General features: G+C 62.6%; 22 protein-coding genes. All 22 read right to left on the reverse strand.

Annotated features, from left to right (window positions below; genetic code table 11):
* Positions 1-47: 47 nt before the first annotated feature.
* The gene (locus C7411_RS11910; protein WP_110384505.1) at positions 48-2,114 is read right to left on the reverse strand and encodes a portal protein; all 2,067 of its coding nucleotides are present in this window, start codon (positions 2,112-2,114) and stop codon (positions 48-50) included.
* Between the two features lie 2 nt (positions 2,115-2,116).
* Positions 2,117-3,352 carry a PBSX family phage terminase large subunit gene (locus C7411_RS11915; protein ID WP_110384506.1) on the reverse strand — a complete coding sequence of 412 codons (1,236 nt, stop codon included), beginning with the start codon at positions 3,350-3,352 and terminating at the stop codon, positions 2,117-2,119.
* Positions 3,349-3,933: a helix-turn-helix domain-containing protein gene (locus tag C7411_RS11920; protein ID WP_110384507.1), complete on the reverse strand. Its 585-nt coding sequence runs from the start codon at positions 3,931-3,933 to the stop codon at positions 3,349-3,351. Before C7411_RS11920 ends, C7411_RS11915 begins: the two co-directional genes overlap by 4 nt.
* 1 nt (position 3,934) lies before the next feature.
* Complete coding sequence (locus tag C7411_RS37430; RefSeq protein WP_165822782.1) at positions 3,935-4,096, reverse strand: hypothetical protein; 162 nt, start codon at positions 4,094-4,096, stop codon at positions 3,935-3,937.
* Positions 4,093-4,401 carry a co-chaperone GroES gene (locus C7411_RS11925; RefSeq protein WP_110384508.1) on the reverse strand — a complete coding sequence of 103 codons (309 nt, stop codon included), beginning with the start codon at positions 4,399-4,401 and terminating at the stop codon, positions 4,093-4,095. The genes C7411_RS37430 and C7411_RS11925 overlap by 4 nt, the downstream gene beginning before the upstream one ends.
* On the reverse strand, positions 4,398-4,541 hold the full coding sequence (locus C7411_RS37435; protein WP_165822783.1) for a hypothetical protein: 144 nt from the start codon (positions 4,539-4,541) through the stop codon (positions 4,398-4,400). The genes C7411_RS11925 and C7411_RS37435 overlap by 4 nt, the downstream gene beginning before the upstream one ends.
* Before the next feature lie 163 nt (positions 4,542-4,704).
* The gene (locus C7411_RS11930; protein ID WP_110384509.1) at positions 4,705-5,106 is read right to left on the reverse strand and encodes a hypothetical protein; all 402 of its coding nucleotides are present in this window, start codon (positions 5,104-5,106) and stop codon (positions 4,705-4,707) included.
* Positions 5,107-5,119: 13 nt separating this feature from the next.
* Positions 5,120-5,695 (reverse strand): hypothetical protein, encoded by a 576-nt coding sequence (locus C7411_RS11935; protein ID WP_133253642.1) that lies wholly within the window; start codon positions 5,693-5,695, stop codon positions 5,120-5,122.
* Positions 5,682-5,891, reverse strand: coding sequence for a hypothetical protein (locus tag C7411_RS11940; protein WP_110384511.1), 210 nt, complete (start codon positions 5,889-5,891; stop codon positions 5,682-5,684). Before C7411_RS11940 ends, C7411_RS11935 begins: the two co-directional genes overlap by 14 nt.
* Before the next feature lie 2 nt (positions 5,892-5,893).
* Complete coding sequence (locus C7411_RS37440; protein ID WP_165822784.1) at positions 5,894-6,046, reverse strand: hypothetical protein; 153 nt, start codon at positions 6,044-6,046, stop codon at positions 5,894-5,896.
* On the reverse strand, positions 6,046-6,792 hold the full coding sequence (locus C7411_RS37005; protein ID WP_133253643.1) for a hypothetical protein: 747 nt from the start codon (positions 6,790-6,792) through the stop codon (positions 6,046-6,048). The genes C7411_RS37440 and C7411_RS37005 overlap by 1 nt, the downstream gene beginning before the upstream one ends.
* Before the next feature lie 101 nt (positions 6,793-6,893).
* Complete coding sequence (locus tag C7411_RS11950; RefSeq protein WP_133253644.1) at positions 6,894-7,397, reverse strand: crAss001_48 related protein; 504 nt, start codon at positions 7,395-7,397, stop codon at positions 6,894-6,896.
* A gap of 52 nt (positions 7,398-7,449) precedes the next feature.
* Positions 7,450-7,701 carry a phage portal protein gene (locus C7411_RS11955; protein ID WP_133253645.1) on the reverse strand — a complete coding sequence of 84 codons (252 nt, stop codon included), beginning with the start codon at positions 7,699-7,701 and terminating at the stop codon, positions 7,450-7,452.
* Positions 7,698-8,033 carry a hypothetical protein gene (locus C7411_RS11960; RefSeq protein WP_110384515.1) on the reverse strand — a complete coding sequence of 112 codons (336 nt, stop codon included), beginning with the start codon at positions 8,031-8,033 and terminating at the stop codon, positions 7,698-7,700. Before C7411_RS11960 ends, C7411_RS11955 begins: the two co-directional genes overlap by 4 nt.
* Complete coding sequence (locus C7411_RS11965; RefSeq protein WP_165822785.1) at positions 8,030-8,332, reverse strand: Ref family recombination enhancement nuclease; 303 nt, start codon at positions 8,330-8,332, stop codon at positions 8,030-8,032. Before C7411_RS11965 ends, C7411_RS11960 begins: the two co-directional genes overlap by 4 nt.
* On the reverse strand, positions 8,329-8,991 hold the full coding sequence (locus C7411_RS11970) for a hypothetical protein (RefSeq protein WP_110384516.1): 663 nt from the start codon (positions 8,989-8,991) through the stop codon (positions 8,329-8,331). The genes C7411_RS11965 and C7411_RS11970 overlap by 4 nt, the downstream gene beginning before the upstream one ends.
* On the reverse strand, positions 8,991-9,482 hold the full coding sequence (locus C7411_RS11975) for a DUF1064 domain-containing protein (RefSeq protein ID WP_243413128.1): 492 nt from the start codon (positions 9,480-9,482) through the stop codon (positions 8,991-8,993). The genes C7411_RS11970 and C7411_RS11975 overlap by 1 nt, the downstream gene beginning before the upstream one ends.
* The gene (locus C7411_RS37010; protein WP_133253646.1) at positions 9,479-10,600 is read right to left on the reverse strand and encodes a helix-turn-helix domain-containing protein; all 1,122 of its coding nucleotides are present in this window, start codon (positions 10,598-10,600) and stop codon (positions 9,479-9,481) included. The genes C7411_RS11975 and C7411_RS37010 overlap by 4 nt, the downstream gene beginning before the upstream one ends.
* An 8-nt stretch (positions 10,601-10,608) precedes the next feature.
* Complete coding sequence (locus tag C7411_RS11990; RefSeq protein WP_110384519.1) at positions 10,609-11,217, reverse strand: hypothetical protein; 609 nt, start codon at positions 11,215-11,217, stop codon at positions 10,609-10,611.
* A gap of 6 nt (positions 11,218-11,223) precedes the next feature.
* The gene (locus C7411_RS37445; protein WP_165822786.1) at positions 11,224-11,400 is read right to left on the reverse strand and encodes a hypothetical protein; all 177 of its coding nucleotides are present in this window, start codon (positions 11,398-11,400) and stop codon (positions 11,224-11,226) included.
* A complete protein-coding gene (locus C7411_RS11995) occupies positions 11,388-11,660 on the reverse strand; it encodes a MarR family transcriptional regulator (protein WP_110384520.1) in 273 nt (90 codons plus the stop codon). Before C7411_RS11995 ends, C7411_RS37445 begins: the two co-directional genes overlap by 13 nt.
* Entirely contained in the window at positions 11,657-12,136 is a 480-nt protein-coding gene (locus C7411_RS12000; RefSeq protein ID WP_110384521.1) for a hypothetical protein, read from the reverse strand. Before C7411_RS12000 ends, C7411_RS11995 begins: the two co-directional genes overlap by 4 nt.
* Between the last annotated feature and the right edge of the window lie 6 nt (positions 12,137-12,142).

A 12,142-nucleotide genomic window follows, 5' to 3' on the forward strand; every position in this document is an offset into this window, starting at 1 on the left:
CGCGGCATCTGGGTAGCCGGGCGGGCGAATGAAACGGTGATGCGGATTTAGTGCGTGGCGTCGTTCTTCGCGGCAGCTTCCACCGCGGCGATCTCGCGACGATCGTTCATGTGCGCCAGAAGAATGGCAACATGGCCTTTGATCTCTTCGAGCTCGAGCGCCGTCTGATCGCGGCTCTCGATATCGTGACGCTTCGTGCTGTCCTGCATCGACGTGCGCTGGGCATCGCCCTGCTGGCGCATCTGCTCGACCGACAGCTTGTATTTGAGGTCCGTCTGCAGCTGCTGTACGAGCGCGCCGGATTGTTTCAGTTGGGCCTGAAGCTGGGCGATCACAGCCCTCACTTCGTCAGGGATGTTTTCGGGAAGATTCTGCTCAGCCTGCGCGATCGGGTTGGCGGCAGCGAGGCGATCGGCGATCAGGTCGGCACCAGGCCAATCGAACTGGCGCAGGATCACGTCGTCGGCGATCATCGACACCTTCTGGCCGAGCGGCGTGCCGAGCAGCTGCAGCATATGATCGGCAGCTTCCTCGCGCTTCGTCTGATAGCCCGGACCGGTGTCGATAACGACGTCGTATTCGCCCACGGTCACGTCGTTCAGCACTTCCTGAATCGCGCCAGTGAGCGGGTCCATCTGCTTCTGGTTGATGGTGACGCTATCGGGGACGCCGTCCTCGCCGATGATGCGAATAGTGCGCTCGACGTCGTAGTAATGCGGGATCAGGTCGAGGAGGATGTGGCCCGTGTGGCGGATCGAGCGGCACAGGTTGTCGTAGAAGTGGAAATTCGACTTGTCAGACTGCGCCTGGCGTCGCTGCACCATCACGCCAGAGGTTTCCTGCCCTTCCGCGCCGAGCGCCGGATCGAACATGCCGGCCACGGCCTTCATGTCCTCGCTCGCGCCCATCGCGGCATTTACCTGCGCCGACGGCAGTTGCTGCGGCTGCTGGCGAATCGGCGGGGGAACCTGATGCCCGTCAAGCGATTGCGGCTTGTATGAAAGATACGCAAACGATCGGTTGTTCGCCGAGTTCCAGACGTTCTCCTGCCCTTCAATCTGGCCTTCCGCAACCAGCCAAGGGGCCTTCGGTGCGAGTGCAACGAGTTCAGCCTCGGCGGTGCGCCAGAAGTTGTACATGCGCTGCGGGTCCTGAAGCATGCGGATCATGCCGTAACGCACAACCTTGCCGTCGAGCTCGTATTCAGCGCCATACACCGGCACCACCGGAATCCACTTGCCAGGCCATTCGCGTTCCTCGAGCACTTCGAGCGCGGTCAGCTTGTACCACTTCACCGCGCGGCGCACGGTGTCGCGCTCTTTAACGACGCGCAGGCCGTTCGCGGCAGCGGCGTCGAGGTCTTCCTGCTTGACCTCGCTGCGATAGCGCTTGTCGCCGTTCGAAAACAGCAGCAACGTGTCGGGCACGTGCTCAACCTTCCAGTATTCAGCGACGCGGATCTCGTCCTTCGTCGCCCACTGGTGCAGCTCGTCGCCCGCGCCGACCGCGCGCAGATCCACCAGCTTTGCCTTCGGCCACTTGCGCTGGAATTTCTCGCGGCTCATCAGATCGGTGATGACGCACCAGTTCGCGTCCGATCCATCGGGCTGGCTGCTGGCCGGGTCAAAATAGACCGTGAACGGGTTGCGCACGCGGTCGATATACAGTTCCTGGTCGAAACTGTCGGGCGCGGTGTAGCGCGCCGCAATGCGCCAATATCCCCAACCGATACGCACCTGGAAGTCCGACGCGGTGTCGTAGGCCACGTCGGCATTGCTGTTGGTCTGGATATGGCGCATCAGGCCGGCGATCACATCGGCCTTCTGCTTGTCCGCGCCGCTCGCCACAGCGTGCACCTGAATGCGCGGGCGCTGCTCACGCATGTTGTTGACGGTCTGGCGCACGAAGCTGTCAGTCTTGTTGACGACCAGACATGGGCGGTGTTCGAGTTCGCGCGACGTCTGGATCATCTCAGGCCACTGCTCACCAGCACCGAATTTCAGATCCTTGATGCCCTCGGCGCGGTTCTGCGTCTCGGCCTCGATCGCCGTTTTCAGGCACTCCTGGGCCTCCCGCACAACTGCCGGGATGCTACCGCTTCGTGATTTCGCCATGGTCAGCCCATCCAGCTACCAGGAAAGGCAGGCATCACGGGCTGCACCTTCTGGGCGGCCACGACGCGCTTGACGGTGCGGCGCGCACCCTCGCACGCATAGCGAAGCGCATCGATCACGTGATTGTCCTTGTCTTGCAGAATGGGGAGAACCTGATCCGTGAGCGGATCGGTCTTGTAGCGATAGAGCGAAAGCTCGTCGATCGTGTGCTTGCAGCGCGGGTGCACGATGATTTCGAAGCTCTTCAGGAACTCAACGCCTTCCTCCAGACTCTTCGCGCCCTTCACTGCAGGGCTGATCTTCGGGAAGCCGTTGTTGCGCATGTGGCTGATCGTCTCGGGCCGCGCCGAATCTGCGGTGATGGGCCACTTCTCGGCGTCAGGCACGGCCATGAACAGCTCGGGCAGGTTCACGATCTCGCAGCCGACCTGATAGGCCTCGTAGTCGACGTAGAGCGCGTTGCCCTCGATCGAGCAGCGCACCAGCACGCTCGGATCGATAGAGAAGCCCCAGTCAGCACCAAGGCGGAAGATCGTGCCCGCCGGGCGCTCGAACTCTTCGACGCGCCAGTTGCGGAACACGCGCGCCTCGCTGTTCTGCTGGTACTGGCCTAGCCAGATGTGCGTGTATTTGTCCGGGTCACGGCTGCGGTCGTACTCCATCTCCAGGCGCAAAACGTCCGGAAACCACGGGTTGTCGCTGTAATTCGCCTCGACGACCGTCGCGTTCGGCGGTGGATTGCCACCGCGCAGAAGCACGTCGACGGGGTCGGTGCTGTAGCGCGGGTTCCACGAGAACCACAGTTCACTGTTCGGCTTGCGGATCGTCGGGCGCAGCATGTCGAGCGACTTCTGGCTCAGCGTCTGCGCCTCTTCTACCCATGCGATATCGAAGCCTTCAAGCGACTTGATCGATTCCGCCGTGTGGTTCTGCATGCCCTGGAAAATGACCAAGCCGCCCAGCGAACTCTTGATCTTGGCGTCCTGCACATCGAAGTAAAAGCCAGCGTTCAGGCTCTCGATCTTCGACTCCAACAGCTTTTTCACCGACTGGTCGAGCGACTTCTGGTTCTCACGCACACAGACGATGTCGGTTTTCTCCATCACCGAGCGCTCGATCAGCGCCTCGCCGAAGAAATGCGACTTGCCGCTGCCCCGGCCGCCATGCACGCCCTTGTAGCGGGCAGGCTCCAGCATCGGGAGGAACACCCGCGGCGTCTCGATCGTGAGTTCCGTCATGCCTTGGCATCCACGATGCGACGCGTGATCGAACTGATCTTGCCGCGGTCGCCCGCATTCAAGCGCTCAATCTGGTCCTTGTTGGCGCGCAACAGGTCGCGTGCGATCTCGCTCGACTCGTTCGCCATCTTCGTCAACGCCGAAATGCCCGCTAGCGCCATGACGCTCTGCTTGCTCATCGGGTCGGTGTCGTCGATCTTCGCCACCTCGGCATGCGCGATGCCGGACAAACGATGCGCGGTGGCAGCGCCGTATTCAGCTGCTGATGCGAGGTGGCCGCTGATCGCGGTCAGCTTCTGCGCCAGGTCGTTGACGATGGTCTGGCGAGACATCGGCAATTCGGCGATTTGTTCGGCAATTCGGCGCGAGGCCAAATCGGCTTCAACTTTCTCCTGAGCCAATGCCTGTAAGGGTTTTGCACCGTTCGGCAATTCGGCTTTATTCGGCTTTATCTTGCGCCGAAGGGAGGATTCGTTGACGCCGAATTCGGCGGCCAAAGAGTTGAGCGATTCGCCGTCGACGAGGTGACGGCGCTCGATCTGTGCCCACTGCTCAGGGGTGAGAGCGGACTTGCGGCCCATGTCAGACGGCTCCGTACCAGCCGCTGATCGAGTAGGTGAAGCCTCGATCGCCGAAACGGACAAAGAGCGGCACGCGATAGCTCAGCGCAAGAACCTTGCGAGCCATATGGCGGGTATCGCGAACGGCGGGAAGCGCCGCTTCGCGGAATGCCTTCGTGGTCACTGGCATTCCAGCACCCCGCAGACGTCGGCTTCCTGCATGATCAGATAGCGCTTGCCGTCTTCGTGATGCTCGCGGTGCTGAAATTCACCGAAGACGATGCGCTGGCCCGCCTCGACGACGAGCGGAATGCGCGCGCCGCTGCGCGAACGCTTGCCCGGGCCGACGGCCACGATGGTGCCGGTGTTGCCGAGGTGGCGCGCGCTTTCGATATCGGTTTTCACCTTGACGACAAGGCCGGCGCTCGTCACGTCATCACGCAGCTCATCGGGCAGCACCACGATGCGATCTTCGGTCGGCTGGATCATTTGCGGGCTTCCTTGCGCTTCGCCTCGCGCTGCACGTTCAGCGCAATAGCGACGGCCTGCTTTTGGGGCTTGCCTGCGGCCAGCTCGGTCTTGATGTTTTTGGCGACATTCTTGCCAGCCATCGACTTCAGCAGCGGCATGCAAGCTCCAGAAAAGAAAAAGCCCCAGCGCGCCGGGGGACGGGCTGGGGCGGAATCGATGCCGGGAGAGAGAGGCACCGAGAGGAGACACGGAAATAAAAAAGCCCCGCGCGGCTCTCACCGTGCGGGGCTTTTCTCTGGGCGCAACTTGCCCAACTGGACGCTAATCTGCCACAACCAATACGGACTGGCAAGCTTTTTTATCGAGCAAGCCCACAGCGACCAACATTGGACAGAGAACACGCTTCGCGCGCAAATACTCCACATCGACGGCATCGACGCGCACGCTCGACCATACCGACGCGCCCGCCGAAAAATTACGCATCGCCGTATTCACCGCGACGCGCGCGCGCAGATCGAGCTTCTGGATCATCGGCTCAATCACCTTGCCCACGGACTTCTTGCGCGACCATTCGATCTCGGCATCGATATCGTCGTGCTCAAGCCATTGGCGGCTACTGCGAAAGTGCGCGCACGTGCTGTCGAATGCCTGGTAGTCGGTGCCCGGGTTGTAGCCCTGGCTCCATTCGTACCAGTCGAGCAGCAGTTCGTCGATGCGGTCCATTTATCCCCCGGGGTTATGCAGCCAAACTGAGAATCTGAGCGTGAAATGCTGTGCGCTGGCGAGGATCATCAGCGCGCCGCTCGCGACCGCGATTGCGCTCGCGAATGGCCGCCTGCTCGGGCCGCTGCAGATCCTTGATGCGTTCGAGCAGAGCCATCACATCGTGCGGGTCGACGATGATTTCCTCGGTGCGCGCGAGCGGCGTAGCGAAAATGCCAAAGTCATCAATGCACTTTCGCTCAACCGATGAAAACTGCGGCATCGCATCGATAGGCGAAAAGCTAGCGAAGTTGTCATGGACGACCACGTGCAAGTCGCTCGCCATATGAACGATGCTGAAATCGAGCGGGCGATCAAGGCCACCCGCGCCATAGTGAGTCCGCGCGAAAAAATCAACGGCCACCGAATTAGTGAAACCCCGCATACGCAGATCGCTGTGACGCATCGCAATGCGCACGCCCATATCCATGAAATCCTGCTCAGCCGATAACTCCCAACCGGCCTGCTGCAGGGCTGGCAATGTCGCCACCCAACCGCAGAAATGCACGCGGTGGGGCAGCGAAAGAACGCGAGGGTCAGAACGAGCCATCGGCGATGCTCGCCTCAAGGTCGTCGATCTCGCGCTTCAGGTTGGCCACCACGTTCTCCGCGGCGGCCAGCGCGCGCAACTTCACCTTCAGCGCATCCTTGCCCTTGCGGGCATTTTCCTGGCGCACTTCCAGTTCAGCTTGCTCACGAACCGAAAGCTCTCGCCCTTCTGCGTTGATATCGGTGACGTTATTCATATTCATCTCCTCGTAATGGTGATCTTGAAAGGCAGCAGCGAATGCCACCAGGGTTTGCGCTGCAGAAGCCGAAGCTTCTCGGCATCCACAGCGCGACGAAACTCCTCACGGCGAACTTCGGCTTCCGCCTGCTCGCGCACAGCGCGCGCGTCCATCAGATCGCGCGCTCGATCGCTTCGAGCTCGGCGTGGATCTTTGCGACGGTGCTCGCTTCGAAGCCGAGCAGCAGCCCCTTGATCGCGTGCACATGACCGCGAATGGTGCTACTCGGGACGACGGAAACGCTGGCTTCCAGCGTGTCGTCGCCTTGCGAGGCAGGCAGTGCAGACGATGCCGAGGCGTTTTCGGAGAACGCGGCCGCAGCCGACGCATCGACGTTTGGGGATTCACCAGTAGGTGCGGCCGTATTGATAGACGGTGAGATCTGGTTCTGCGAGGCATCCGGGCTGACCGTCGCATTCTCTTGTGTCGAAGCCGCCGCATCCGGGGCAGCGCTCACGTTTCCCTGCTCACCTGCGGAGCCAGCAGTGCTCTCGACCGTCGCAGTTGAATTCGGATTCGCAGATGCAAGCGACGGCACCGATGCATTCGACCCATCGGACGCCGCGCCCGCGTTTCCCGAATCACCCGCAGCAGCTGCCGCGATAACTTGCGCAGGCTCGACAGCGGGTGCACCGTTTCCCTGATCAGCTGCGCTCGAGACCGGCACAACGGGCGCAGACGTCGCGTCCTGAGATTGCTGCCCCAACAAGGCACCACCAACAGCGTTTCCCGTCGCCAGTTCAGTGCTGCTGGGTGCGCCGTCGAGACCGAGCGCATGCTCGATCTTCTGTTCAAGGGTGCGGAATCCTTCAGCGATCTCGCTGCCGAGGCTTTGATGGTTTTGTTGCTCTTCGCTCACGTTGCTCTCCGATTAATGTGAAGCGGTTGCTTTATTGCGAGGTGCGAACTAGCCTCGGAGAGGCTAGCCCGCGACGTTGCCCCTAGTCCTCAGGCCACGGGTTATGCGAAAGCGGCGATACGGTCGCCGAGAATGCGGGAGTACTCTCCCATCGCACGCGCTTGTGCCGCCAGACGCTCGCGCTCCTCTTCGGCGAGGCCGCTAAAGATCGGCGTGCCGACGAAAGCGCTGAGCTTCGTGAGCTTCTCGTCGAGCTCGGTCTTCTCATCGATAACACGCTGCTGATGCGGAACATGCTGCGATGCGAGCGACGTATACGCCGCGAGCCTTCCTTCTGCAGCTTCCGTCTTCGCCGCCTGCCCCTTCTGGTAAGGCATCCATTCGGCGTACGGCCCCTCCTTCGGGCGAATAGCGGCATCGTCGCCAAGCAGCTGGATGCTCGGCCGGGCGTGCACGCGGCCGAAGGCATCGAACACGGTGAGGTTCACGAGGCTGTCCGAATGCACGTGCGCGATGATTGCGGCGATCGCTTCGCCGCCGTGCGGCACCTGGTCATCCTTCGATGGCGTGAAAAGCACGACACGGCCGCGGGTAGGTTTAATCACGATGCTTCCTCAGGTTGAACTGCAGGGTGAGCCGGAACGCGCCGGCGAAAGGTCAAACGACAACAGTGAATGAGATGCCCCAATGCAATGCCCACTCGATCAGCTGCTCGCGCAGCGCGGGATTGCGCGGGAATGGAAAATCGAGCTGGAGACGGCCGCCAGCAAGCCGCGTGAGTTCGCCCGAAAACGGGCAACCGTCGAGCGCGATGAGCTGCAGCTTCTGGGCCTCATCGATGCGCTGACGGCTCGAATCGATCAGTGCCTGCGGGATATCGCCCCACTGAATGCACATGTGCGCGCTCAAGATTCCTCCGCCAGCGTCAGTTCGCGATCGCCGCTGTCGAGAAACGCCGCCAGCGACTTCCGGTTCTTCGAGACGAGCGCCTTGCAACGGAGATACTCCGGCGTGATCCAAGCGCTGCGCGGCGCTTCGACAGCGCGGCGCCGCTCCTCCGGCACAAAAACCTCCACCTCGACGCGCTCGGATTCGAGCGTCCCATCGGCGCGCACGATGCGCCGCACCGCGCGAACGCGCGAATTAAGCTCGCAATCTCCAGGCACGTAGGTCACTCGGCGATATCGACCAAGCTCGACGGCGACGATGCTCGGCACCTCAACAGTGAGAACGAGCTTCATCGCTGATCTCCATAAAGCCGCTCGAGCGTGGCGTTGAGCAGGTCGATTTGCGTCATCTTCAGGATGTGCAGGTAGTGCTGATCGCCGTGCACGCCGTTGCGCCCCTGGTGACAGTCGTCCTCGCAAAGCGGAACGGTGCAAAAGTGGCCGGCACGCTGCGCGCCGCCGTGGCCAACGCGCACGTGATGGACGCTGGTCTTGCTCTCCTGCTTCCGGCCGAGCAGGTAGCAGCAGATGCACTCCATCGCAGCGACGCGGCCCATGTGTGCGCTCTCGCGCTTGTTCGCTCGCTGGCTCATGCCGACACCTGCCTGACAAGCGACGCGAATGGATCGACGCGGCCCGCTCGCACCGCTTGACGCTCGCGGTATTCGCGGCACGCGATGCTCGCGGTTTTGCGCGGCGGCTTCAGTGCATCCGGACCGACACCCAGCTCCCACTTCGCACTGAGGTTTCCGCAGCGGCCCGAGCGAGCCCAGTCGCCGACGCGAACCTTTTTGCCGTGATAGCGCGCGAGCAGCTTGTCGATCGAATTGCGCGAAGCGCCGGTCGCGACCATGAGCTGCGCGCACGTCATGCTCTGGCCATCCGCCAGAGCGCGCTCAATCGCTTCCCATACCCACGAATAGCCTTCCCGGCCGCGCCGCATTTTTTTGCCCGATAGGCCGATGCGCTGCGCTTCGCCCTTCGCCTCGACATAGTTGCGATGCGGGAGCAGGCGGCGCACACCCTGCTTGATCGACTCCTTGCTCCGATAGATCTGCGCGAGCAGCTTGCGCTCTCGCGGCGTCCACTTCATCGCCTCGGACAGGCTGATATCCAGCTTTGCTGCCTGATTCTTCGCACCCTCCCATGTCCGCCCCGGCAACCGATGCATCTGCGAGATCAGCGTGAGGCGTTCGCCCGCGATCGCCTTGAGCACGGCCTTTTCCTCTGGGCTCCAGCGTCGTCCGCCCATCAGACCTCCCGCACGTCAAAGCCGCCACCCTTCGCCTTGCGCACCAGGCGGAACGCAAACGGGTATTGCGCGGCGGCGGCCTTCAGCTTCACGTTGGCGTCTTCCTCCATGAAGCCCTTGAACTCGTGCAGTTCGAGCGCGCCGCTGGCGACGATCACCGCGAAGTCTGGCGTGTAGAACGTGTTGTCGGCCAAACGCAGCTTGATGCCCTCGAAGCGGAACCAGAGCACCTTGCCGACGCTCTTGAGCGCTTCGAGGTATTGCGCGTAGGCCGCTTCGGACTTGTTCATTTTTCCGCCGCCCATGCGCCCCAATTGGCGATGCACGGCGCGCGCGTCGCCGACCATCGAAGCCAGTTCCGGTGCGAGCGGCGGCAGCGCGGGCGATTCGAGGTGCGCGGCAGCGCTCGCGATCTCGCCGCGAATGCGCGCGGTACCGAGGCGACCGCCGACGATGGCGCTTTCAGCGAAGCGCAGCGTGTTCTTGCTCATGATGCGTAGAAGTCCACGGGAAGGAGTTCGTCGCCAATGAACGCAACGACCTCAGGGAAGCGGCTATGGCAGCGCTCGCGATGCAGCACATAGTCGATCCACGGGCCACGGCCAGACGCCTTTGCAACGCGGATCAGGTAGTCCGCAGTCGGCTCATGCGGACCGCGACGCTCTACCCGCACGCTACGGCCCTGCGCGCCGATTCCCGAGTCGCTGAGCCACCACTGCGCCACCGGCCCGCTGGAGACCGGCGCAGCCGCGTCAGCGATGCCCGCCAGCACGTCGCAGACGAAGCGGTCGAGGAATTTGGCGTAGACCGGGCGATCGTCGCCTGCCGACTTGCGGCGCACCAAGGCGCGGTCCACGGCGTCAGCCAGCTGTGCCGGCGTCACGCCCTTGCCAACCCACGTCAGCAGATGCACGCGGTCGGCTTGCGGATCAATCGCGCAGCTCGACGGGAACATGGCCAGCACCGCCAGCAATTTTGCTTCCGGCGTCAACGCATCGACGGCGTCCGCTTTTTCATCGCTGCTTATTTTTTGAGCAGCAGCAGCAGCGGTTTTTTCGGCGGCCTCGCGCGTTGCTGCTGCTGCAGTGTTAACTGCAGGGTTTACTGCAGTATTAGACTGAACGTGGTTCAGTGCCTCCACTGAACGTCCTTCAGTGCCTTCTGGAACGACGTTCAGTGCCTTTTGCTCAGGCGCTGAACGTGCTTCAGTGCCTTCTTGGGTTGAGTTATCCACAGGCTGCTGAACGTCCTTCAGCGCCTTTTTCTTGCCGCCCTTTTTCGAGGGCACTGAACCAGATTCAGTGCCTAGGTCGTCATGCTCGACAATTTCGAATCCAACCGGGACACGCGGGTAGTACTGGTTGCGCGCCCACTTCTGGCCGCCGTAACCATGCTTGCGCACGATCAGCCAGCCAGCCGCAGCGGCTTCGTGCAGGTGCGTGATTACCGCGCGCTCAGACAGGCCCGTCTCGACCGCCAGAAGGGCCGTAGACGGGTATGCGGGCTCGCCAGCATCATTGACGTGGCAGGAGAGCGTGAGCAGCACGTGGCGCGTCGTAGCGCGCAATGACGAGTTGATGATGGCGTGACGCCACGTCCAGGGCTTCATGCGTGGCCTCAGAGATTGCGCACGAGCGCCGCGAACTCGCGGACCTTGGCGTAGCGCGCTTCAACCGCCTCAATACGCTCCTCGTAGCCCAGAGCGAGCGCGTCGAGGTCGTCAGCCGTCGCCATCAGGCCCACGGCCATCGTGCGCAGCTGCGTGGCGAGATCGCCCAGACGCTCGATACCGGCGACCGGCGCAGGCGCGGGCTGATCGGGAGCGGGCGTATCGGCTTCAGGCTGGCTCGGTGCGCCGTCGGTGGCGTCGCCGTGCAGCGACAGCGTCTCGCGCGGCGTGACGCGCTGGAAAAGGCCGCGCTCGACCTCTTTAACCAGCCCGCAGTCGGTCAGCCCGTTCAGGATGCCTTCAGCCGTCTTCACGTCGACGCGCGCGCTGCTCGTGCGCGTCAGCTCGCCGATGATCTTGTGGACAGTCCACTTGTCGGCGATCGGCACGCAGTCGAACACCTTGCGCGCAACGGCGCTCTGGCTGTCCAGGGTCAATTTGAACTTTCGTGGTGTCATCTCTCTCTCGTTGGCGATACGGAATCCCTCGTACAGGCCCGCCACGTACACCTTGCGGTGTCCGGTCCCCCGGCGGCCCGATTCGTCGCTTTCGGCCATGACTCGCTAATGGCCGCACGGCAGATTGCCGCGCTCGTCCTTCTCCGCGCCGCACGACAGGCATTTCGTCGGTGCCGGCGAGGTGGGTTGCTCGTCGTGCTCGGCGTGCGGCTTCGCGTTCGTGCCGAACATCAAATCGCCGATCGTGTCGAAGATCGCACCGCAAATGACTACGCCGAACATGCGGCCTCCCCGAGATTCACGCGGTAGACAACCGTCTTGCCCGGGCCCGGCAGGCGCGTCAGCAGGCTGGCCTGCTCCAGTTCCTTCAGGTACGTGCGCACGGCGCTGTCGCTCATGCCGCAGCGGAATGCAATCTCGCGGATCGTCAGCGACACCTCGCTCGACTTCAGGCGCGCCTCGCGCGCGACGTAGCACAGCACCAGCTTTTTCAAGCCGGGCATGTCGAGCGGCCAGACGAAGTTTTCGTGGTAAAGGCTCATGCGCCGTTGCCCTCCGGAATGCCGAGGTAGTCGCGCCAGTACACGAAGCCCTGCGGCGTGTAGAAGCCCCACTTCTTCGTGTAGCGGCCCATGATGAACAGCGACCAGGCGGTTTTGCCTACGGGGATTTCGAGACGATGGCGGTGATGCGCGCGGCGGATCACGATGGCGCCCGGGCCGCGCCAGACGCGCCGCCAGCAGCAGAAGTCGAGCGATGCGTGCTGATCCTGCTTCGTGGGCATCACCTCCCAGTAGCCGCCGCGCAGCACGATCGAGATCGACGGCCACGGATGATCATGGAAGTGACGGTCATCGTCCGAGCGCAGAATGTGGTGCGCGCGGGCGGCGATGCGTTGGTGATGCTCTTCGCCCGGGCCTGCGGCGTCGCGGAACAGCCAGAAGCGCTCCATGTAGCCGGTGAGGTGGAAATAAGGTGTGCGCTTCGCGCGCGCAATGATTCGATCGACGATATTCAAGTTACC

The sequence above is a fragment of the Paraburkholderia silvatlantica genome (assembly GCF_003096715.1).
In the GTDB taxonomy this organism is placed as follows: Bacteria; Pseudomonadota; Gammaproteobacteria; order Burkholderiales; family Burkholderiaceae; genus Paraburkholderia; species Paraburkholderia silvatlantica.

Bases quoted from the DNA above. Each gene is read 5' to 3' on its own strand.
- C7411_RS11935 (WP_133253642.1), bottom strand. From the start codon at position 5,695: ATGGCTCGTTCTGACCCTCGCGTTCTTTCGCTGCCCCACCGCGTGCAT.
- C7411_RS37010 (WP_133253646.1), bottom strand. From the start codon at position 10,600: ATGAAGCCCTGGACGTGGCGTCACGCCATCATCAACTCGTCATTGCGC.
- C7411_RS11995 (WP_110384520.1), bottom strand. From the start codon at position 11,660: ATGAGCCTTTACCACGAAAACTTCGTCTGGCCGCTCGACATGCCCGGC.
- C7411_RS11970 (WP_110384516.1), bottom strand. From the start codon at position 8,991: ATGGGCGGACGACGCTGGAGCCCAGAGGAAAAGGCCGTGCTCAAGGCG.
- C7411_RS11925 (WP_110384508.1), bottom strand. From the start codon at position 4,401: ATGATCCAGCCGACCGAAGATCGCATCGTGGTGCTGCCCGATGAGCTG.
- C7411_RS37445 (WP_165822786.1), bottom strand. From the start codon at position 11,400: ATGTTCGGCGTAGTCATTTGCGGTGCGATCTTCGACACGATCGGCGAT.
- C7411_RS11990 (WP_110384519.1), bottom strand. From the start codon at position 11,217: ATGGCCGAAAGCGACGAATCGGGCCGCCGGGGGACCGGACACCGCAAG.
- C7411_RS11940 (WP_110384511.1), bottom strand. From the start codon at position 5,891: ATGAATAACGTCACCGATATCAACGCAGAAGGGCGAGAGCTTTCGGTT.
- C7411_RS11960 (WP_110384515.1), bottom strand. From the start codon at position 8,033: ATGAAGCTCGTTCTCACTGTTGAGGTGCCGAGCATCGTCGCCGTCGAG.
- C7411_RS11965 (WP_165822785.1), bottom strand. From the start codon at position 8,332: ATGAGCCAGCGAGCGAACAAGCGCGAGAGCGCACACATGGGCCGCGTC.
- C7411_RS11915 (WP_110384506.1), bottom strand. From the start codon at position 3,352: ATGACGGAACTCACGATCGAGACGCCGCGGGTGTTCCTCCCGATGCTG.
- C7411_RS11920 (WP_110384507.1), bottom strand. From the start codon at position 3,933: ATGGGCCGCAAGTCCGCTCTCACCCCTGAGCAGTGGGCACAGATCGAG.
- C7411_RS11975 (WP_243413128.1), bottom strand. From the start codon at position 9,482: ATGAGCAAGAACACGCTGCGCTTCGCTGAAAGCGCCATCGTCGGCGGT.
- C7411_RS37440 (WP_165822784.1), bottom strand. From the start codon at position 6,046: ATGGACGCGCGCGCTGTGCGCGAGCAGGCGGAAGCCGAAGTTCGCCGT.
- C7411_RS37435 (WP_165822783.1), bottom strand. From the start codon at position 4,541: ATGCCGCTGCTGAAGTCGATGGCTGGCAAGAATGTCGCCAAAAACATC.
- C7411_RS11910 (WP_110384505.1), bottom strand. From the start codon at position 2,114: ATGGCGAAATCACGAAGCGGTAGCATCCCGGCAGTTGTGCGGGAGGCC.
- C7411_RS11930 (WP_110384509.1), bottom strand. From the start codon at position 5,106: ATGGACCGCATCGACGAACTGCTGCTCGACTGGTACGAATGGAGCCAG.